At 65.0% G+C, this 19728-nt stretch carries 16 protein-coding genes, 1 other RNA gene, 1 pseudogene and 1 riboswitch; of the genes and pseudogenes, 6 read left to right on the top strand and 12 right to left on the bottom strand.

Going from position 1 to position 19728, the window contains the following annotated elements; all coding sequences use genetic code 11:
- Positions 1-73 precede the first annotated feature (73 nt).
- Positions 74-432, top strand: a transfer-messenger RNA (tmRNA) gene (gene ssrA, locus J8847_RS22155).
- Between the two features lie 170 nt (positions 433-602).
- On the opposite strand, the gene J8847_RS22160 is transcribed toward ssrA, so the two are convergent.
- Entirely contained in the window at positions 603-1193 is a 591-nt protein-coding gene (locus tag J8847_RS22160) for an alpha/beta fold hydrolase (protein WP_211526850.1), read from the bottom strand.
- A gap of 124 nt (positions 1194-1317) precedes the next feature.
- A riboswitch (yybP-ykoY riboswitch) is annotated at positions 1318-1482 on the top strand.
- 6 nt (positions 1483-1488) lie between these two features.
- On the opposite strand from J8847_RS22160, the gene J8847_RS22165 reads away from it, so the two are divergent.
- Positions 1489-2046: a manganese efflux pump MntP family protein gene (locus J8847_RS22165; protein WP_211526851.1), complete on the top strand. Its 558-nt coding sequence runs from the start codon at positions 1489-1491 to the stop codon at positions 2044-2046.
- 77 nt (positions 2047-2123) lie between these two features.
- Here the strand turns inward: J8847_RS22165 and J8847_RS22170 are convergent, their stop codons facing one another.
- From J8847_RS22170 to J8847_RS22190, 5 genes are all read right to left on the bottom strand, one after another.
- Entirely contained in the window at positions 2124-2729 is a 606-nt protein-coding gene (locus J8847_RS22170) for a type 1 glutamine amidotransferase domain-containing protein (protein WP_229513130.1), read from the bottom strand.
- A gap of 82 nt (positions 2730-2811) precedes the next feature.
- Positions 2812-3774 (bottom strand): type VI secretion system baseplate subunit TssG, encoded by a 963-nt coding sequence (gene tssG, locus J8847_RS22175; RefSeq protein WP_373999973.1) that lies wholly within the window; start codon positions 3772-3774, stop codon positions 2812-2814.
- Positions 3771-5609, bottom strand: coding sequence for a type VI secretion system baseplate subunit TssF (tssF, locus tag J8847_RS22180; RefSeq protein ID WP_211526853.1), 1839 nt, complete (start codon positions 5607-5609; stop codon positions 3771-3773). The genes tssG and tssF overlap by 4 nt, the downstream gene beginning before the upstream one ends.
- Before the next feature lie 95 nt (positions 5610-5704).
- Entirely contained in the window at positions 5705-6010 is a 306-nt protein-coding gene (locus J8847_RS22185) for a chaperone modulator CbpM (protein ID WP_211526854.1), read from the bottom strand.
- Between the two features lie 29 nt (positions 6011-6039).
- Positions 6040-6951, bottom strand: a complete 912-nt coding sequence (locus tag J8847_RS22190; protein ID WP_211526855.1) for a DnaJ C-terminal domain-containing protein — start codon at positions 6949-6951, stop codon at positions 6040-6042.
- Positions 6952-7113: 162 nt separating this feature from the next.
- On the opposite strand from J8847_RS22190, the gene J8847_RS22195 reads away from it, so the two are divergent.
- Both J8847_RS22195 and J8847_RS22200 read left to right on the top strand, forming a co-directional pair.
- Positions 7114-8514 carry an MATE family efflux transporter gene (locus J8847_RS22195; RefSeq protein ID WP_211526856.1) on the top strand — a complete coding sequence of 467 codons (1401 nt, stop codon included), beginning with the start codon at positions 7114-7116 and terminating at the stop codon, positions 8512-8514.
- A 76-nt stretch (positions 8515-8590) separates the two neighbouring features.
- The gene (locus tag J8847_RS22200) at positions 8591-10810 is read left to right on the top strand and encodes a S9 family peptidase (protein WP_211526857.1); all 2220 of its coding nucleotides are present in this window, start codon (positions 8591-8593) and stop codon (positions 10808-10810) included.
- Between the two features lie 145 nt (positions 10811-10955).
- Here J8847_RS22200 and J8847_RS22205 read toward each other — a convergent pair whose 3' ends face one another.
- The gene (locus tag J8847_RS22205; protein ID WP_211526858.1) at positions 10956-11141 is read right to left on the bottom strand and encodes a CsbD family protein; all 186 of its coding nucleotides are present in this window, start codon (positions 11139-11141) and stop codon (positions 10956-10958) included.
- 164 nt (positions 11142-11305) lie between these two features.
- Between J8847_RS22205 and J8847_RS22210 the strand changes: the two genes are divergently transcribed.
- A complete protein-coding gene (locus tag J8847_RS22210; protein WP_211526859.1) occupies positions 11306-12403 on the top strand; it encodes an AI-2E family transporter in 1098 nt (365 codons plus the stop codon).
- 44 nt (positions 12404-12447) lie between these two features.
- On the opposite strand, the gene J8847_RS22215 is transcribed toward J8847_RS22210, so the two are convergent.
- The 4 genes from J8847_RS22215 to J8847_RS22230 all read right to left on the bottom strand — a co-directional run bounded on the left by J8847_RS22215 (position 12448) and on the right by J8847_RS22230 (position 18229).
- The gene (locus J8847_RS22215; protein WP_211526860.1) at positions 12448-12624 is read right to left on the bottom strand and encodes a CsbD family protein; all 177 of its coding nucleotides are present in this window, start codon (positions 12622-12624) and stop codon (positions 12448-12450) included.
- Between the two features lie 72 nt (positions 12625-12696).
- Positions 12697-13314 (bottom strand): bifunctional 2-polyprenyl-6-hydroxyphenol methylase/3-demethylubiquinol 3-O-methyltransferase UbiG, encoded by a 618-nt coding sequence (locus J8847_RS22220; protein WP_211526861.1) that lies wholly within the window; start codon positions 13312-13314, stop codon positions 12697-12699.
- Positions 13315-13517: 203 nt separating this feature from the next.
- Positions 13518-15572: a M13 family metallopeptidase gene (locus J8847_RS22225; protein WP_211526862.1), complete on the bottom strand. Its 2055-nt coding sequence runs from the start codon at positions 15570-15572 to the stop codon at positions 13518-13520.
- Between the two features lie 32 nt (positions 15573-15604).
- Complete coding sequence (locus tag J8847_RS22230) at positions 15605-18229, bottom strand: M1 family metallopeptidase (protein ID WP_211526863.1); 2625 nt, start codon at positions 18227-18229, stop codon at positions 15605-15607.
- Positions 18230-18561: 332 nt separating this feature from the next.
- Here J8847_RS22230 and J8847_RS22235 point away from each other — a divergent pair, with 332 nt between their 5' ends.
- Positions 18562-18843 (top strand): flagellar protein FliT, encoded by a 282-nt coding sequence (locus tag J8847_RS22235; RefSeq protein WP_211526864.1) that lies wholly within the window; start codon positions 18562-18564, stop codon positions 18841-18843.
- Positions 18844-19191: 348 nt separating this feature from the next.
- Here the strand turns inward: J8847_RS22235 and J8847_RS22240 are convergent.
- Positions 19192-19728: pseudogene (locus J8847_RS22240) on the bottom strand (hypothetical protein); the annotation flags it as partial.

The following is a 19728-nucleotide window of genomic DNA, read 5'->3' on the forward strand; positions in this document are numbered from 1 at the left end:
GCGTTCTAAGCCTGATCTAAGTAAAACCGCTGTACATCCATGCAGCTTGGGGTACAATGGAGGTTCTCTCGTTGGGGGCGACCTGGTTTCGACGTGGGTTGCAAAGCAGCGCAGGGCATACCGAGGGCTGGTTACCTCGTAAATACACCCAGAAATCAATAACTGCAAACGATAACTCGTACGCACTCGCAGCTTAATTGCTGCTAGCTCCACACCACCTCGCCTCTGGGGTGTACCGCAAGGTTCGTGGAGTCATTTACAGAGGCTCGCAGTAGGCCGGGTTACTTGGTCGACTGCTAAATAATAGGTAACTCGCTTAGTCAAAGGGTGCACATCCCCGTTGCCTAAGTTAAATTAATTGATAGTGCTAAGTATGTAGAACTGTCTGTAGAGTGCTTGCGGACGCGGGTTCAATTCCCGCCGCCTCCACCAACCTCTTCCAAAAAGCCGCTGATTCGTCAGCGGCTTTTTTATTTCTGCCTTCAGATTCGTCGCATATGACTATTGCGTGCAGAGTTCACTCGCAAATGCATGGATCAGCTCTGCCGACTGAGCGGGCATGGTTTGCAACACCATATGGGGCGCATCCAGGGTGGCGATCTTCAGCCCAGGGACACAGTCCTGCAATTCATGCGCGCTTCGCAAGGAGACCAGGCGGTCTTTGTTCCCCGCAGATAAAGCGAAGGAACCCGGATTGTTTTTGCCAACGCGCTGACGTCGCAATCCAGTACTTCGGACATCCGCCGCCGCATGACCTGAGTCGCGACGCCGGCAAGCGCCCCGTTCAGCGCCTTGCGCAAGGATGAGGAGGAAGCGCGCCCGAAAAGAGCAAGTGCGATGACGCTTACCGGTAATGCTTTCAGCGGCAAACCCGCAGCGATGCGTCCGAACGGAGCGAGTGCCGGCATCGGATTCCGAGCAAAAGTGGCGCACAAGATAAGTCCACTCAGCCCTGCCGGCGCTTCGGCAGCCAGCATGATCGCGATCGGTCCGGAGAACGACTCTCCCAACAGGACAAATGGCTCGTCCCTTGGCAATCGTGCGCGTATAAACCGATGAAGCTGGCCATAGTCGAGCTGTTCATGTTCGGGGTAACCGATAACGACAGGCTCCACCCTGTCATCGAGGCGGCCGAGCAGTGGCGCAAACAGGCGCCCTGTGCCATCCATCCCCGGTAACAAAACGAGCTTCATCTGCTGTCCTTTTACTTGTGCCTTGGTACAAATATGCAGCGCCAATGACAGCCCTTCTCTCGCCGTCAAAGCACCGCTCCAGCGCCGGCCGATGCTTGCTCAGCCATTCTGTATGCGCTACTATAAGCCACCCTTTGGGGAGTAGCCTGCTTCCGTTATGGAAGTTTCCGCATCAACATACTTGACGCTCTGCCGTCATGGTGCGGAAGCCGACCGGTTGGCAAGACCATGGGCATGCATGCGTGACGTTCGGGCCACGCATGCGTGCCTTTGTCATGCCCGATCGGAAAGCTTTATGACGCTCACCGCCATCCTCATCCTCAGCCTTGCCATGTCGACCGACGCCTTCGCCGTCGCGATCGCCATGGGCGCCCGCCGCAATCACATCCCCATCAGCGAAGCGCTTCGCACCGGCTTGCTGTTCGGCCTGATCGAAGGCATTACGCCCGTGATCGGCTGGATGCTCGGCAGTTTCGCTGCATCGTATGTCGCCGCCTGGGACCACTGGATTGCTTTCGTGCTGCTGTCCGGAATGGGTCTGCGCATGATTCATGAAGGCATGGGCGAGCCGGAAGATGCCGAGGACGTGGCCAAGCGCCCCTTCTGGCTGCTGGCGCTGACGGGATTTGCCACCAGTATCGATGCGATGGTTGTCGGCTTCGGCCTGGCCTTCGCGGATACGAGCATCGTCACGCCTGCCGTCGCGATTGGGGTGGCGACATTGTCGATGGTGACGCTGGGCCTCTTGATTGGACACCGTATTGGCGCCATTGTCGGCAAGCGCGCGGAAATCTTCGGCGGCTTGGTGCTGATCGCGGTGGGCGGCCTGACCCTGTGGGAGCATTTGCGCTGAGTATCCGGAAAGCTTGAACCGGCACCGAAATAAAACAGCCCGGACAACCGGGCTGTTTTTGTATGCGCCTCCAGCGTTCAGGAAGTCGGTCCCGGATCGGTCCCCGCCTGCTGGATCACCATCAGCTCTTTCATCAGCGCATTGTTGAACGCCGGAATATCATCCGGCTTGCGGCTCGTGATGAGCTTGCCGTCGACCACGACTTCCTCATCCGTCCATTCCGCCCCGGCCTTGCGCAGGTCGTCCTGGATTTCCGGCCAGCTGGTCAGGTGCTTCGATTCCGCGATCCCCGCTTCGATCAGCGCCCACGGACCGTGGCAGATGGCGGCGATCGGCTTGTCCTCATCGCCGAATTCCTTGATGAAACGGATCGCTTCCGCATTCTTGCGCAGCTCCGCCGGATTGCGTTCGCCGCCCGGCAGCAGCAGCGCGTCGAAGTCCGCGGGCCGCGCCTCGCTCACGCTCATCTCCACCGTGAACTTGTCGCCCGGCTGGTCGTGATTGAAACCCTGGACGTCCTCGCCCGCGCGCTTGGGCGACACCAGGGTCACCTGCACGCCCAGCTGCTCCAGGTATTTGCGCGGTTCCGTGTATTCGACCTGTTCGACGCCGTCGGTCATCAGGACGGCGACCCGCCTTCCCTTCAGATCCTGCATCGTGGCCTGCTCGAGTTCTTCGCCCATATGCCCTCCTTGCTGATTCGTTTGGTTGTCCAGGACGATTGTAGGGCCGTGGCCGGCCGCACGTCGCGCGGATGATCCGGGCTTAGTCGAGCAGGTAGCAGAGGTCTTCGCGGTCGCACCGGTCGGCCGAAGTGGAAAGAAATCCGTCCAGTCCCAGCCGCGTCGTGCCGTCCAGGCTGGCGCCGTCGACGTCCTCGCGCCGCAGCACCACCTGCAGTTCGCGGTAGGGCAGCTCGATGGCGAACCGGTCCAGCAGCGCGGCCACGACACGGGCGCCGCTGCCGCCGGGCAGGAAGCGTTCGAAGTCCAGGCTGGACAAGGGTCCCAGGCGGAGTCGGATGCCGAGATCGGGCCGCACGAGGCGCGCACCGACGGTGCTGCCGGCGCCGAGCGTGCAGTTGCTCGCGGCCAGCCGGGTGCGCAGCGACGTGTCCAGCACGTCCCAGCGCCCGGTGAACTGCAGCACCTGCACCGGCACGCCAAGATACTCGGCCAGCACGCCGGCGACCATCCTCCCGGGCACGACCCGGCAGCGCAAGGGGGCGGCGAAGCGGGCCAAGGTCGCCGCAGGCAAGGCGTCTCCATCGCGCCGCGCCACGCCTGCGATGGCCAGCAGCAGCGGCAGCAAGCGGTCCTGTCCATCCTCCGTTCCAAAGCGCACGCGGTACTTGCACCAGGCGCGGTAGAACAGCGCCAGCTGCCGCCCCGAGAACATGTCGAAGAAGGCGCGCACGCTGGCGTCGTCCGTCGCCGCCTCCCAGGCCGCAATGCGCTCGGTGTAGTGCAGCGGCAGCGTGCCAGCCACGCCGAGCAAGCCCATCAGCAATGGCTGCACCTCCACGGCCGTCTCGCCCTGGTCCACCCTGCACGCGATGGCTTCGATGTCGCTCGAAGGAAATCCAAGGCCGAGGCTGTTCCTGAAGCGGATCACGCCGCCCAGCGCGCGCTCCGGCGCGATGCCCTGGCGAGCCAGCCAGCGCAGCAGCAGCCGGATGGCCTGGAAGAACTCGACCCGTTGCGGCGCCTTGAACAGCCAGCCGATCACACCAGGCTCAGGTCGCCATTGCGTGCTTCGCATCGCAGCAATTCCTTATCACCCTGGCTCGAGACCAGCACCAGGCGCGTGAAGCTGTTCAGGTGAACGGAAAGTCCGAAAAAGCGGCTGACGACCTGGCCGAAAACCGCCAGGCTGCTGCCGGCGAAGGCCTCTTCGTCGACCGTCATCGTGATCTCGGTGCCGTGTACCAGGCTGGACCCGTAGCGGTTGCGCAGCCAGGCCGTCGCGGGATGGGCGCGCAGGGCGAGCACTCCGGCGATCTGGCGCTGGGTGGCGGCGGTGCGCGGCAGGTCGTACAGCGACAGCGCTTCGCGGAAAGCATCGAGGTCGGCCAGCGAGCGGTGGTTCAGCGCCAGCTGGGTCACCAGGCGCCAATGTGTGCCGCCACGGCTGGCGAAGCGCAGCGGCGCAGTTGGTTTACGCAGCATCCGGATCGGCAGGCCGTTGGTGGCGGTCTCGCTCATCAGGTCGCCGCCAGGCGCGCCGAATCCTGCCGTGCAGGCGTGCGGGCCGTTGGTGCAGGTGAGGTCGATGGACGCCACGCTCGATTCGTCGTCCGGCAGCAAGGCCTCGTCGTCCGTGAAGGCAATTTTCATGCGGTGCCTCCGGTCGCCGCCATCGTCGCGCCGCGCGAACCAGTAGCGCTGGCTGCGCCTTCCTCCCTCCCCGTGCCGCAAGCCGTAATAGGGCCGGTATTCGACGCTGTTCGCCTTGCCGCCTTCTGTCTTGAGCACGTGCACCGAATCGATGCTGTAGACCTCGATGCCGTCTTCATGCTTGCTCGGGATGACGTCGTACATCGTGACGCGCTGGGTAATGCGGACCGGGCTGGCCGGCTGCGCGAACAGGTTCACGGCCGGGGCACAGCCTGGCAACAAGTTCGCTGCCGACAGCGGCTTGAGGATGCGGGCGGCGTTGGCGTCGGCGTGCAGACCGGCCAATACGACATGCAGGGTGAAGCGGCGTGCACCGGCCGGTAAGGCGCCGGCCAGGGCGGCCAGGTCGATATCGACGAAATGAAACTTCTCCGGGAAGGCGAAGTATTCGCTCAGGAGGCGGTAGGCGGCGTGCTCGTAGGGCTGGGCAGGCACGAGCGCCTCCTCGTCGTCGAGTCCGCCGAGCGCGAGCGGAAAGCGCTCCAGCTTGCGCCAGGATTCCAGGCCATCCGCCTCCACATAAGCGCCCGACGCCTGCATGAACAGCGTATCGAGCAGCGCCGAACTCAGCAGGTTATCGGCATCCACATAGAGCCGCAGGCGCGGCAGGCCGAGCTGGTGCAGCATGCGCGCCGGCATGGCGCTCTCCAGGGCGATGCTGATGCGGGCGCTGGCGCGCGCCGGCAGGCGCATTTTGGGCGGCGCGTGCAGGGTCGGCTCGAAGCAGGCGCGCGCCACCGTGACCGGCGCGATGGCCAGCGCGCTGGTGGTGCGGAAGCGGCACAGCGTCCCCTTGCCGTGCAGCGAGCTCATCTCGGTGCCGCGCGGGACGATGTGAACGTGTTCCAGCTTGAGCTCGCGTCCCGCCGGAGCGGAACCGGTGTCCACGCGCACGATGGAGCAGGAGGGAATGCCGTGCAGGAAGTGGGGATAGAGGCTGCCCAGCAGGGCCTCGGTCAGTTCGGGATAGTCGTCGTCGAGCTTCCTGGCGGTGCGGGCGTTGAGCAGCGCACAGGCCTGGATCAGGCGGCGGATGTGTGGATCTTCACTGCCTTCGACGCCGAGACCGAGGGCGTCCGCCAGCTTGGGATACTGCTGGGCAAGCTCGCGGCCGACCGTGTTCAGGTAGACGAGTTCGCGTTCATAGTATGGCAGCAGCTCTTCCATCTCGGCCCCCTCTGTGCTGACTCCTTAAGGTCGGACAGATCGATGATGGAAGCATTGCGGGCGCGCAAAAATTAGTCCCGCGGACCTCACTCCTCCTAGGGCTTCAGGCCCAGCGCATGCAGCCGCCCCCGCAGCCGCCGGATTTCATCGGCCAGGTCGAGCACCAGCGCCGCCAGTTCTTCGTTCGCGTCGAAATCGCGTTCCAGGTGCAGCAGGCGGCGCGCCCGCGCCAGGTCCTTGCTGCGGAAGCGCCATTCCGTCACCCCGACCGTCAGGTCGCCCAGCACGCCCGCTTCCACGTGCCGCACCACCCAGGAGGGTTCCACGCTGCAGGCGCACGCCAGCTCGTCCAGGGTCAGCGCGATATCGTCCAGCAGCACGCCGCTCAAGGATTCGCTCATGGATCCGTTTCGTTGCATCGTCTCGCTCCTCACGCAGTTCTGGGATTGAACGCAAGATCCCGCGCCATGGCCTGGTACAGCTCGCGTGCGCGGTCATTGTTCGCGGGCGGCAGCACCACATCCAGGATCAGGTACAGGTCGCCCGGCTGGGCCGCCGGAATACCCCTGCCTTTCAGGCGCAGCTTGCGTCCGCTCTGCGAGCCGGGCGGCACCGTGACCTCCACCGCACCGGACGGCGTCGGCACCGACACCTTGGCGCCGAGCGCGGCTTCCCAGGGCGTCACCGGCACGTTCTCGTACACGTGCACGCCTTCGATGCGGTAGCGCGGATCGGGATTGAACTGGATCTCCAAATAGAGGTCTCCCGCCTTCGCGCCGCCGGCGCCCGGGTGCCCCTGCCCCGTCAGCCGCAGCTGCTGGCCGGGCGTGACGCCCTTCGGAATCGTGACGTTCAGCGTCTTCTCCTGCCTCGTCACGCGCCCGTGCGCGTCGTGCTGGGGCACGCGCAGGCTGACGGTGCGGCTGCCGCCCTGGTAGGCGTCGCGCAGGTCGATGGCGATCGCGGCGTGGATGTCCTCGCCGCGCATCTGGAAGCCGCCGCGCCGCGCGTGCCGGCCACGGCCCATGTGGGCGAACAGGTCGGCGAAGATGTCGTCGCCCCCGGCGCCGCCGAAGTCGAACTGCTCGCTCCAGTCGGGCGGCGGGCGGAACTGCTCGCCAGCGTGGTGGCCGCGGCCGAGCTGATCGTAGGCGGCGCGCTTCTCGGCGTCGCCCAGTACGTCGTAGGCCTCGTTGATTTCCTTGGTCCTGTGGTCGGCGTCGGCCTCCTTGCTCACGTCGGGATGGTACTTGCGCACCAGCTTGCGGTAGGCCTTCTTGATCTCGTCCGCCGAGGCGCCGCGTTCGACGCCGAGGGTCTGGTAATAATCCTTGTATTCCACGAGCTTGCTCCTGGATCAGATTGGATGGGTGAGATGCGCCATATGTGATGGTCGACGGCTTGCATTTCAACCAGAAGCGGCCGCAGCACGCTCCCCAATATCACGCGGACTTAGCAATAAGACAGTAGAATCGGAGGTTTTCCCCCGCGCACCTGAATTGCCATGACCGCCACCGTTTCCGTCGCGACCTCGTCGCCCGTCCGCACCGAAATCGCCACCCTGTGGCGCCTGTCCTGGCCGATGCTGGTCGGCCAGCTGGCGACCGTGGGCATGGGTGTGGCGGACGTGGCCATGACCGGGCACGTCAGCGCGGAAGAGCTGGCCGCCGTGTCCCTCGGCACCTCGGTCTGGTCCATCGTGCTCGTCACCGTGATGGGCACCATGATGGCGATCAATACCGTGGTCGCCCACGAGATCGGCGCCGCGCGCTACGACCAGGTCCCGCATTCGGTGCGCCAGTCGATGTGGAAAGGCCTGCTGGTCGGTATCGTCGCCTGCCTGTTCGCCAACCTGTGCACCTTGCTGTTCGACCATGTCGGCCTGGAAGCCGCCGTAGCCGACCGCGCCTCGCTGTTCTTGCACGTCATCAGCATCGGCATGCCGGCTTTCGCCTGCTACCGGGCGCTGTACGGCTACACGACCAGCATCAACCAGACCATGCCCATCATGTGGATCGCCATCTTCGGCCTGGTCTACAACGTGGTGATGAACTGGCTGCTGGTGTTCGGCAACCTGGGCTTTCCCGCGCTGGGCGCGGTCGGCTGCGCGGTGTCGACGGCGAGCGGCATGTGGCTGATGCTGGGCTTGATGGTGTGGTGGGTGAAGCTGTCGCCCGCGTATCGCATGACCTATCCCTTCGACCGCTGGGAGGGTCCCGAAAGCAAGACCATCGCTTCGATGCTGCGCCTCGGCCTGCCGATCGGCGTCACCTATTTCGCCGAGGTCAGCGCCTTTGGCCTGATCAGCCTGCTGGTGGCGCGCTTCGGCGTGGTGCAGGTGTCCTCGCACCAGGTGGCGCTCAACTTTTCCTCGCTGGTGTTCATGGTGCCGCTGAGCTTTGCGATCGGCATGCTGACCCGCGTCGGCCAGGCCATGGGCGAAGGCAATCCGGTGCGCGCCCGCTTCGTGGGCTGGGTCGGCGTGGGCATGTCGGTCGCCTTCGGTGCGCTCTCGGCCCTGGGCATTGCCATCTTCCGCTGGGAAATCGCGGCTGCCTACACTTCGGACCCGGCGGTCCAGGCCGCCACCGCCCACCTGCTGCTGTTCGCCGCCCTGTTCCAGCTGTCGGACGCCACCCAGGTGGCCACCGCCTCTGCCATCCGCGGCTACCACGTGACGCGTCCGCCCATGATCATCCAGCTGCTGGCCTTCTGGGGCGTGTCGCTGCCGGTCGGCTCCATCCTGGGCCTGGCGCCGCAATGGTTCCCGTGGGCGCCCGCCGCACCGATGGAATCGACCGGCTTCTGGATCGGCCTGGTGATGGGCCTGACGGTGGCGGCGGTGCTGCTCACCTGGTCGTTCGAGAAGCTGGCGCGCCAGCGGATCCGCGAGGGGCGTGCATAGGCATATTTACAGCGTTTCCAGCCCGACTCTGGTATCGTCTCGCCGTTGCACTAAATTAACTAGATCCAGAGACTCTATGCGCCCTCTCCTCCTTCTCCTGGCCGCTCTCGCGGCCGCTCCCGCTTCGGCCGAACGCCTGACGCTGGACCGCATCTACGGTGAACCGGCCCTGGCCGGCCCCGGCGTGCGCACGCTGCGCGTGTCGCCCGATGGCGAACGCGTGACCTTCCTGCGCGGCCGCAGCGACAACCAGTACCAGCTGGACCTGTGGGAGTACAACACCAAGAGCAAGAAAACCCAGCGCCTGATCGATTCCAAGCGCCTGGTGCCGAACGAGGAGCTGTCGCTGGAAGAGAAGGCGCGCCGCGAGCGCGCCCGTACCGCCGGCCTGTCGGGCATCCTGAACTATTTCTGGTCCCCGGACGGCCGCCAGCTGCTGGTGCCGATCGCCGGCGACCTCTACCTGGTCGATGCCGACAAGCCTGAGGCCGCGCGCAAGATCGCCTCGGGCAACGTGATCGATCCGAAGATCTCGCCGAAGGGCCGCTATGTGTCCTTCGTGCGCAACCAGAACCTGGTGGTGGTCGACCTGGGCAGCGGCGCCGAGCGCCAGCTGACCACCGACGGCAAGGGCACCGTGCACAACGGCGAGGCCGAGTTCGTGGCGCAGGAAGAGATGGACCAGCACACCGGCTACTACTGGGCGCCGGACGATTCCTTCATCGCTTACCGCCGCTATGACGAAGCACCGGTGCCGGTGGCGCGCCGCTTCGAGATCTTCGCCGACCGCACCGAAGTGATCGACCAGCACTACCCGGCCGCGGGCGACCCGAACGTCCTGATCGACCTGATGATCGTCAACCCGGTCAGCGGCGAGCAGCGCAAGATCGACCTGGGCGCCGAGAAGGACATCTACCTGGTGCGCGCCGACTTCAGCGCCGACGCCAAGACCCTGATCTACCAGCGCCAGACGCGCGACCAGAAGCGCCTCGACCTGGTGGCCGTGGACGTCGCCACCCTGGCCCAGCGCCCGCTGTTCTCCGAGAGCTCGAAGACCTGGGTCAGCATCCACAACGACCTGCGCTTCCTGAAGAAAAAGAATGCCTTCATCTGGGCCTCAGAGCGCAGCGGCCGCAACCACCTCTACCTGTACGGCCTGGACGGCAAGCTGCTGCATCCGATCTCGTCCGGCGAATGGGGCGTGGACAGCGTCCTGGCGGTCGACGAGAACGCCGGCAAGGTGTACGTGGCCTCGAACCGCGACGCCGTGATCGACAAGCAGACCTATGCCCTGAACCTGGACGGCAGCAACGCCGCCAAGCCGGCGCGCATCACCACCGGCGACGGCTGGCATGACGCTTCGTTCGCGGGCAACGGCAAGATCTTCGTCGACACCTACTCGAACCCGCGCACCCCGCCGCAGGTATCGATCCGCCGCGCCGACGGTTCGATGGTCGAGTGGCTGGAAAAGAACGAGCTGAACGCGAACCACCCGTACGCCAAGTACCTGCCGGACCACCTGCCGACCGAGTACGGCACGATCAAGGCCAAGGATGGCCAGACCCTGCACTACTCGATCATCAAGCCGGCCAACTTCGATGCGAGCAAGCGCTATCCGGTGTTCCTGTTCACCTACGGCGGCCCGCACTCGCAGCGCGTGACCCGCGCCTGGGGCAACTACTTCGACCAGTACATGGCGCAGCAGGGCTTCGTGGTGTTCCGCCTGGATAACCGCGGCTCGAGCCGCCGCGAGCGCCAGTTCACCGACGTCATCTACAACAACCTGGGCAAGCACGAAGTCGAAGACCAGCTGACCGGCATCGAATGGCTGGGCCAGCAGAGCTTCGTCGATCCGAAGCGCGTGGGCGTGTTCGGCTGGAGCTATGGCGGCTTCATGACCCTGCGCCTGCTGGCGGCGGCGTCGGACAAGATCGCAATGGGCGTGTCGGTGGCGCCGGTAACCGACTGGGCGCTGTACGACACCCACTACACCGAGCAGTTCGTGGGCGGCACGCCGAAGGGCGATCCGGAAGCCTACAAGCGCAGCGGCGTGTTCGCGCACCTGGATGGGCTGAAGTCGCCGCTGCTATTGATCCACGGCATGGCGGATGACAACGTGCTGTTCACCAACACCACCCGCCTGATCGACGAGCTGGTGAAGCGCAATGTGCAGTTCGACCTGATGACCTATCCGGGCGCCAAGCATGGCATTTCGGGCAAGGTGAACCAGCGCCATGTGTATGGGATGATCGAGGCGTTCTTCAAGAAGAACCTGGGCGGGACGCAGGCGAAGTAAACTGCGCTTTTCCCCGGAGACGGCCGCGTGATCGCGGCCGTTTCTATTTGTGCGCTTACTCATGCAAACCTGGCTTCCCCAGCACACCCCAAAATGACAACAGCCGCCTCCCGGCGGCTGTTCCCCAACTCACCCAAGCAAACGCTCAACGACGACGCGTCGCTTCATCCAGCGCTTCGCGTGCATCGCCCAGCTTCTCCTGGGTCTTGCCCTCGACCTGGTTCTTCAGGCCTTTCACCTGCTGCTCAGGGCTATCCACCAGCTTGCCGGCTTCTTCCTGAATCTTTCCGCCGATATCCTGCAGTTTGCCTTCGACTTGATCCTTGTTCATGGCTTTCTCCTTTCATTCACACGGTGATATCAGAATAGCAATCCACATACAGCTCTTCTGTTCGCGTCCGCACACAGTCGCGTCAGCTCATCCGCGCGACGTTTGATCAAGGTAAATGCTAATCTTTTGTCAACGCGGCGCTGCCGCTCACCGAGGTATCGGCCATGCATGACGACCACCCGACCGCTTCGCATCCACCGCCCGAACCGCCGCAGGCGCAGCGCCGGCTAGCGCGCCGCGCCACGCTCATCAACGGCATCGCGGTGCTGTTCCTGTTCGGCGTCGCCGCCATCGTCATGGCCGCCGACGCCCTGCTGCTGACCTTCGCCTGCATCCTGTGCGCCGTGCTGCTCTACAAGCTGAGCGACATCCTGCACCGCCGTTTCGGCCTGAACCGCAAAGTGGCGCTCACCGTGATCGTGCTGCTCCTGCTCGCCATCATCGGCCTGGGCGGCTGGGCCATGGCGCCGCAGATCTCGGAACAATCGAACAAGCTCGCCAAGGAAATCCCGGCCGCCGTGGAGCGGCTGCAGAACGAAGTGGCCCAGCATCCGCTGCTCAAGCGGATCGCCTCCGAACTGCCGCCGCCGGAAACCATCGTCAAGCAGCTGGGCAACCTGGTGCCGAACGCCGGCCTGTTCTTCACGGGCGTGCTGGGCGCCGTCGGCAACGTGATCATCATCTTGTTCGTCGGCATTTACTTCGCAGCGACACCCCATCTCTACACCAGCGGCGCCGTGCGCCTGATTCCGCAGACCCGGCGCGACCGCGCCCGCCAGGTGCTGCAGGAGCTCGGCCATACACTGGCCAGCTGGCTGATGGGCAAGGCGGCGTCGATGCTGATCGTCGGTATCGCGACCTCGGTCGGCCTGAGCATGCTGGGTGTGCCGCTGGCGCTGATCCTCGGCATCATTGCCGGCCTGCTCGACTTCATTCCCTATCTCGGCCCGATCATGGCGGGCGTGCCGGCCGTGCTGCTGGCGCTGTCGATCAGCCCCGAACTCGCGCTCTACACGGTGCTGCTGTTCGTCGGCGTCCAGTTGGTCGAAGGCTATCTGCTGCAGCCGCTGATCGAAGCGCGCGCGGTGGACTTGCCTCCGGCCCTGGTGATCGTGATGCAACTGATCTTCGGCACCCTGTTCGGCTTTGCCGGGGTGGCGCTGGCGACGCCGCTGGCGGCGGTCCTGTCGGTGCTGGTCAAGATGCTCTATATCGAAGACGTGCTGGGCGACCGGACGCCTGCCCGCAAGGACTCGGGATGAAAAAAGCCGCGCACTGCGCGGCTTTTGTTTGAGAAGGCTGGGAATCAGCGGTTGCCCTTGACGATGTCTTTCACATCGCCCACTTTTTCCTGGACCTTGCCCTCGGCCTGGTTCGACAGGCCTTCGCGCTGCTGCTGGCGGCTGCCGACGGCCTCGCCGACTTTCTGCTGAATCTTGCCGCCGATGTTCTTGGCCTGGCCTTTGATTTGGTCGTCGTTCATCCTGGTCACCTCATGCTGTAGTGAATCGAAGCTTCACCTTAGGCGCGATTGCCGGGCCACTCTGTACGCTGGTTAACGCTCAGGCCTGCGCCAGACGCTGGCCAGCCAGGGCTGCTGTTCGCGCGGCAATCCTGCCGGACGGTAATAGTGATGCAGCGGCGTGAAGCCGGCGGTGGTCAGGAAGCGTTCCCATGTTTCATAGTCGTAATAGCTGCCGTAGCGCGGGCCGTTCCAGCCTTCCTCGTTGTGGCCGCGCGGATTGGAGCTGAACAGGACGCCGCCGGGCTTGAGGGTGTTGAACAGGTGTTGCAGGACGTCCGGCAAGTTGGCGCTGGGCACGTGGAACAAGGCGGCGTTGGCAAAGATGCCATCGAACATCGAAGACGGCAGGTCGAGGTGCAGGAAGTCCTGGCGCCAGACTTCGCAGCCGCTGTAGGCGCGGGCCATGTCGGCGAATTTTTCGCTGCCGTCCAGGCCGATGGCGCGGTGGCCGAGGGCGGTGAAGGTCTTCAGGTCGCGGCCGGGGCCGCAGCCGAGGTCCAGGATCGTGTACGGGGCCGGGGCGGTGATGGCGGACAGCAGCGCATCGATGTTCTGGCTGACGTCGTGCTCGATGGTGCCGGCGAAGAAGGCCTCGGCGCTGCGGTTGTAGTGCTCGAGGGTGCGGCGGGTGATGTCGTCGGGGGTCATGGGGTGAATCGTAACGCGTTGCCGGCTTATGTGGCGAGCGCTAATGCAGTCGCTACGCTTGGGAATTGGGTTCCGGCCTTCGCCGGAACGACGGTTTTTAAGCTGGCAACAGAGATAAACACGCTGTTGGCCCGCTCCTTTTGAATCGTCGTACCGGCCTCGTTTGCACGCACACCATTAGCGCATGATGTGCACCCAAGCACTTACCAAACGCGCACCCGCTCCTGCGGCGCCAGATACAGCTTCTGCCCCGGCTTCACCCCAAACGCGTCATACCACGCATCCAGGTTACGCACGGTATAGGTGCGATACTGCGCCGGCGCATGCCCATCGGTCAGCACCGTGCGGCGCAGGCTGGCTTCGCGCATCTTGGTGCGCCATGCGCGGCCGTAGCCGGTGAAGAACTCGCGGTCCGCCTCCTGGGTCGCCGCCTTCTCGCCGCCTTTCAGCTTGTACGCATCGTAGGCCGCCGCCAGGCCCGCCAGGTCGGACAGGTTCTCGCTCAGGGTCAGCTGGCCGTTCAGCGCCAGGTCCTCGAAGGGCTTATAGGACGAATACTGCTCCACCAGCTTCTGCGAGGCGGCCTTGAAGTGGGCCAGGTCTTCCTTGGTCCACCAGTCGCGCAGGCGGCCCTGGGCGTCGAACTGGGCGCCCATGTCGTCGAAGCTGTGGCTGATCTCGTGGCCGATTACCGAGCCGATCGCGCCGTAGTTCGCCGCATCCGATGCCTGCGGATCGAAGAACGGCGGCTGCAGGATCGCGGCCGGGAAGTTGAGCGCGTTCTGCATCGGCAGGTTCACCGCATTGACCAGCTGCGGCGGCATGCACCATTCGCTGCGGTCTGGCTTCTGGCTCAGCTTGGCCAGCTGCTGCCGGTAGTGGAACTGCTGCGCGCGGATCACGTTGCCGAAGGCGTCGGTCGGCGAAACCTGCAGGCCCTCGTACGACTTGAACTTGTCCGGGTAGCCGATGCCCACGTACATGGTGCGGACCTTTTCCTTGGCCTGGGCGCGGGTGGCCGGAGCCATCCAGTCGAGCTTGTCGATGCGGCGCGCGAAGGCGTCCTTGATGTTGCCCACCATCTGCTGGATGCGGGCCTTGTTCTCGGCCGGGAAGTACTTGCCGACATAGAGCTTGCCGACCGCGTCGTCCATGGCGCCGTTGGTGGCCGACAGCGCGCGCTTCCAGCGCAGCGACTGCTGCGGGGTGCCGCCCAGGGCCTTGCCGTAGAAGGCGAAGCGCTGGTCGCCGAAAGCCTTCGGCAAGGTGTTGGCGTACTGGTTCACCAGGTGGAAGGCCAGGTAGTCCTTCCAGGTTCCGATGTCGGTCGCCATGACCTGGCGCGCCGCGCCCGTCACCGCGCCCGGATGATAGACCTGGAAGCGGTCCTGCTTGCCCAGGCCGGCGGCCGACAGGAAGGTCTTCCAGTCCATGCCCGGCGCCTTGCTGGCGAAGTCCTTGGCGGTCCAGACATTGTTGGCCTTCTGGATGTCGGCGGATTCTTCGCGCGAGGCGTGGCTCTGCGCCAGCTCCGATTCGAGCGCGAAAATCTTCAGGGCGCGTTCCTCGGCCTTGTCGAAGCCGGCCAGGGTCAGCATGGCGGCGATGTGCTGCTGGTACTTGGTGCGCAGCTCGGCCATCTTGGGATTGTTGTCGAGGTAGTAGGCGCGGTCCGGCATGCCCAGGCCGCCCTGCAGCAGCCAGGGCACGTTGCGGCCGGGTTCGTTCAGGCCCTGGTTGATCCACACGCCGAACAGGTTCTCGGTCTCGAAGTTGGTGGCGTTCAGCGGATCGACGTCGGCGCGCAGCGAGGCGCCCAGCACGCGCGCCAGGTCGGTGCGCGACTTGATCGCCTCGATCCTGGCCAGGTGCGGCCTGAGCGGCGCGGCGCCGGCGGCTTCGATCGCCGCTTCGTTCATGTAGGCGTTGTAGAAGTCGGCCACCTTGCGCGCTTCGGCGCCGGCGGCCTTGTCGGCGCCCGCGGCTTCGATCAGCTTGACGATGCGCTGGTTGGTCTCGTCGGCCAGGGCGTGCATCGAGCTCCAGGCGCCGCGGTCGGCCGGAATCTCGGTGCTGGCCAGCCATTCGCTGTTGGCCCAGGCGAAGAAGTCGTCGCCCGGCAGCATGGTGGCGGCGGCCGGCTTGGCCTGGGTGGCGGCTGCGCCCTGCTCCGCTGCAAAGCCGGGGGTCATGGCGAACGTGGCGCCGCACAGGGCCAGGGCGATGGCGGTTTTAACTGGTGTCCAGCGGGTCTTCATGGCTTTCTTGTCTCCTGGTGAAGTCATTGTTGTCATTTCAAAGCTGCGCGCACCTGGGGCAGCAGGCGCTCCTTCTGAGCGGCGCGGATGCGCACGCCATTGCCGATGCGTTCGGCTTCGACCACGGCGTCCGGGCCGAAGTTCTTGCGCACGTAGGCTTCCATCATGTCGGCATGGCGCGGGTCGGACGAGGAGCCGACGATGCCGGCGAACATGGCGTAGCGCCCCAGGGCTTCCATGTTCTGCAGCAGAGCGTCGCGGTTGGCGGTGGCGAAGGCCCAGGTCTGGTCGAGGTGCTCGCCGGCCACGCCGAACAGCATGTAGGGAATGATGTCCGGCGGGGTGTCCGGCGAAATCAGCGCCTTCATGGTGCGCGCCGCCAATGCCGGGTCCTGGGCGCTGGTGAGCGCCTTGCCGAAGCGGTTGCGTTCTTCGCTGTTGGGCGCGGCCGCGGCGCGCGCCGCCAGCGCCTCATAGGTGGCGGCGTCGGCGTAGCGGCCGGCGGTGCTCATGACGAAGTCGATCATGGCCGGCGAGACCGAAGACGGATTCTCCAGGTAGCGCGCAAAGCGCGCCTTGCCCTCGGCGATGGCCTGCGGATCGGCTGCGCGCGCCAGCGCGGTGGCCAGCATCCCGCGCAGTTCGCCGTCCTCGACCGGTTCGCCCGGCTTTTCTTCCCATCCCAGCTTGTCGAACTTCGGGCGCGCGAAGCCGATCAGGAAGCGCCGGATCAGGGCCTGTTCCGGCTCGCCGCGCGCCAGGGTGTCGAGGGTGCGCAGGTTGGACAGGATCGAATCCCACACGGCCAGGCGCGGCTCGTCGCGGTAGCTCTCGACCAGTTTCAGGTAGCCGTCCAGCTGCATGCGGCCGCCGGACACCAGGCTCCAGGCATCGGTCAGCAGTTTCAAACGGGTGGAGTCGCGCAACTGCGGCGCCTGGGCCGCCAGGGCCTGGAAGCTGGCCGGATCGTACTGCACGCGGAAGTAGCCCACGCTGTACGGGTCGACCACCAGCGTGCCTTCGCAGCTGGCCTGGGTAAAGCTCTGGCTCGGGCCCGAGAGCAGCATGGTCCAGGCCTTGCCGTTGACGGTGCCCACCTGCACGGGGATGTTCCACAGGCGTTTTTCCGTCGCCGGTTCGTCGAGGCGGTACTGTTCCTGCGACAGGGTCACCTTGCGCTTGCCGTTCTCACAGGCCTGTTCCACCTTCACCAGCGGGAAGCCCGGCTGCAGGGTCCAGTCGGAGGCGAGCTTCTCGACCGGCTTGCCGGTGGCCTTTTCCAGCGCCTGCCACAGGTCGGCCGAGGTGGTGTTCGAGTACTGGTGCTTCGCCATGTAGGCGCGGATGCCCTTGCGGAAGGATTCCTCGCCCAGGTAGGCCTCGAGCATGCGCAGGAAGGCCTCGCCCTTGCGGTAGGTGATGGCGTCGAAGGCGGCGGCGGCCTGCTCTTCGTTGTCGACCGGGGTCTGGATCGGGTGGGTGGTCTTGCGCGCGTCGAGGTTGAGCACGTACTCGCGCTCGGCGATGCCGCTCAGGTAGGGACGCCATTCGGGGTGGAAGTGCTGGGTCGCCTTGGCCGCCATCCAGGAGGCGAAGCCTTCGTTGAGCCACAGGTTGTCCCACCAGGCCATGGTCACCAGGTTGCCGAACCACTGGTGGGCCAGTTCGTGCGCATTGATGGCGAAGGACAGCTTCTTGACCCGCTCCGGGCTGCGTTTCGGGTCGACCAGCAGGGTCGGCTCGTTGTAGACGATGGCGCCCCAGTTTTCCATCGCGCCGTTGAAACCGCCCGGGATCGCGATCTGGTCCAGCTTGGGCAGCGGATACGGCACGCCGAAGTAGTCGTTGAAGTAGTGCAGCAGGTCGCGCGAGGCGGCCAGCGGGAAGGCGGCCGAGCCCAGCTTGCCCTCGGTGGTGACGATGCCGATGTCGACGCCGTCCTGCTTTCCGGCCAGGCGCTCCATCTCGCCCGCCACCAGCACCACCAGGTAGCTCGGCATCCTGGGCGTGTTGCCGAAGGAGATGCGCTGCATGCCGCCGCCGAGGCTTTCCTGTTTCTCGATGGGGGTGGTGGAATAGGCCTTGAAGTTGCCCGGCACGTCGACCGTCAGCTTGAAACGGGCGCGGAAGGCCGGTTCGTCCCAGGTCGGCAGCACGCGCCGCGCGTCGGTCGGCGCCATGGTGGTGGCGATCAGCTTCTTGTCCGCCCCGCCCGCCTTGTAGTTGACATAGAACAGGCCGCGCGCCTCGCGCGTGATCTGGCCGCGGAACTGCAGCGCCAGCTGGTATTTACCGGGGGCCAGCGGCTGGGCCAGCTCGAAGCGCAGGGTCTGCTGTTTGCGGTCCAGGATCGGCGTCAATTTCAGCTGGCTCAGGCCCTTGCCGGACAGGCTGGCGCCGTCGATCTCCATGTTGTCGGCATTGAGCATGATGACCGAGGTGGTCTTCAGGACTTCGATGTCGACCGTCTGGGTGCCGCGGAAGGTGTTGCCGGGGACGTCGGCCACCAGGTGGGCGGCGTACTGGGTGGGCACCACGTCCTTGGGCAGCTTGCCCGGGGTGGCGGCAAACGAATAAGGCGCTTCTGCCTGGGCAGCGGCGGCCGTGACTGCAAGCGCAAGGGCAGCCGCCTTGCGCATGACCGGCATATGTCTCATGGTGTCTCTCTCGTTCTTGTTCGGGCGTCCGGACTCGTGCCGGACTGCGCAACTTCTCAGGCTGCACTCTATGCAAGCCTGCTCCCGCATGCGCCCCGAATGCGACAGACTGCAAAAAACGGGGCCAAACTGCCGAATACGGGGAATAGCGCGCATTGTAGGGCACATCGGCTGAAACACGGCGTAGCGATTTGCCATGCTTTAATGACAACTTTCCTTGCCTATAAAAATTTTCAAATTTTTTTGAAAAAACCCTAAAGTTCCCGAAAGTGCATCCGATAACGATGTAGACAACCGGCAATCCGGCCGGAGTTTTCAGCCTTGGTGCACTCATGACCGCGAACGAAGTCCTCTCGATGTACGAAAACCTGGCCACCCTCACCGGCCAGATGGCGAGCGCGGCCCAGACCGGGGATTGGAAGAATTTCGACCAGCTCGGCAGCGAAGCCAAGGTGGAAGCGCGCGCCGCCGCGACCGGCGTGCCGGCCCTGGACGGCGCCAAGCGCCTGCGCAAGATCGACCTGCTCAAGCAGCTGATGGCCAACGACCGCGCGATCCGCGACGTGACCGACCCGTGGATGGGCCAGCTGGACCGTGCGATGCAAGCGCACTGAGCAGTAACTTGCGAAAATGACAAAGGCGCCTCGTGCGCCTTTTTTACTTCCCGCCCTGCAGCTCGAACACAATCCCGGAAATGAAAAAAGCGCCCTCGGGCGCTTTTGGTGCAGCCAAGCCATTGGCTCAGCCGCGGAATGTGGAGAGCGAGCACCAGGTATCTCCTGGTGTCGCCTCTTGCCGGTTGCTTCCGGCGCCCACCGCCGCTGCAGGCTAGTGGACTGCTTCCGGACACAGGCGTTTATTCAACGGTTGCCTGCTTATCGCGCCACGCTATCGGTGGTGGCTGCGCCAGACCCTGCGCCGTCTGTGATCTCGTCGACCACGGAATTAGTATAACGCAAATTTTAAGCTTGTGTAGACGTGTCGTGCGCATCCTCTTCCAAGGTCGGTTCGGCCGCTTTCGGAGCGGATTTCTTGCGAGGAAAACGCTGGCGCAAGCGTGCCATCAGGGGCGCTTTCGGCGCGGCGGCGGCACGCGGCTTGACCGGTTTCCCCCGCCGCTTCGCCACCACGATCCCGCCGGCCAGCGCCAGCAAGGCCGCGATGCCGCCGCCGATCCAGCCCCAGGGCGTCTCGTCCACCGGCTCCGGGACCGGCTTCCTGCGCGGCTTGGCCTTCGCGGGCTTCGGCGCCGTCACCGCCGCCGGGCTGGCGCCCATCGCCACCTGCAGCACCTTCACCTTCTCTTCCAGCTGGCCGATCTGTTCGCGCAGCTGGGTGTTCTTGTAGTCGAGCGCCGCGCAGACCTTGGACGGCGCGCTCTGCGGCGCCGGGGTGCAGGCGCCGGGCGCCGGTGCGGGCGGCGGCAGCACGATCGGCGGCGCCGGTTTCTCCGCCTTCGGCGCCGGAGCGGGTTTGGCCGGCTTCGGCGCAGGAGCAGG

The organism is Massilia sp. AB1 (assembly GCF_018119385.1).
Classification (GTDB): Bacteria; Pseudomonadota; Gammaproteobacteria; order Burkholderiales; family Burkholderiaceae_D; genus Telluria.

Coding starts and splice junctions, on each gene's coding strand:
- J8847_RS22205 (WP_211526858.1), bottom strand. CDS start 11,141: ATGAACAAGGATCAAGTCGAAGGCAAACTGCAGGATATCGGCGGAAAG.
- tssF (WP_211526853.1), bottom strand. CDS start 5,609: ATGGAAGAGCTGCTGCCATACTATGAACGCGAACTCGTCTACCTGAAC.
- J8847_RS22200 (WP_211526857.1), top strand. CDS start 8,591: ATGCGCCCTCTCCTCCTTCTCCTGGCCGCTCTCGCGGCCGCTCCCGCT.
- J8847_RS22225 (WP_211526862.1), bottom strand. CDS start 15,572: ATGAAGACCCGCTGGACACCAGTTAAAACCGCCATCGCCCTGGCCCTG.
- J8847_RS22165 (WP_211526851.1), top strand. CDS start 1,489: ATGACGCTCACCGCCATCCTCATCCTCAGCCTTGCCATGTCGACCGAC.
- J8847_RS22235 (WP_211526864.1), top strand. CDS start 18,562: ATGACCGCGAACGAAGTCCTCTCGATGTACGAAAACCTGGCCACCCTC.
- J8847_RS22230 (WP_211526863.1), bottom strand. CDS start 18,229: ATGAGACATATGCCGGTCATGCGCAAGGCGGCTGCCCTTGCGCTTGCA.
- J8847_RS22220 (WP_211526861.1), bottom strand. CDS start 13,314: ATGACCCCCGACGACATCACCCGCCGCACCCTCGAGCACTACAACCGC.
- J8847_RS22210 (WP_211526859.1), top strand. CDS start 11,306: ATGCATGACGACCACCCGACCGCTTCGCATCCACCGCCCGAACCGCCG.
- J8847_RS22185 (WP_211526854.1), bottom strand. CDS start 6,010: ATGAGCGAATCCTTGAGCGGCGTGCTGCTGGACGATATCGCGCTGACC.
- J8847_RS22170 (WP_229513130.1), bottom strand. CDS start 2,729: ATGGGCGAAGAACTCGAGCAGGCCACGATGCAGGATCTGAAGGGAAGG.
- J8847_RS22195 (WP_211526856.1), top strand. CDS start 7,114: ATGACCGCCACCGTTTCCGTCGCGACCTCGTCGCCCGTCCGCACCGAA.
- J8847_RS22160 (WP_211526850.1), bottom strand. CDS start 1,193: ATGAAGCTCGTTTTGTTACCGGGGATGGATGGCACAGGGCGCCTGTTT.
- J8847_RS22215 (WP_211526860.1), bottom strand. CDS start 12,624: ATGAACGACGACCAAATCAAAGGCCAGGCCAAGAACATCGGCGGCAAG.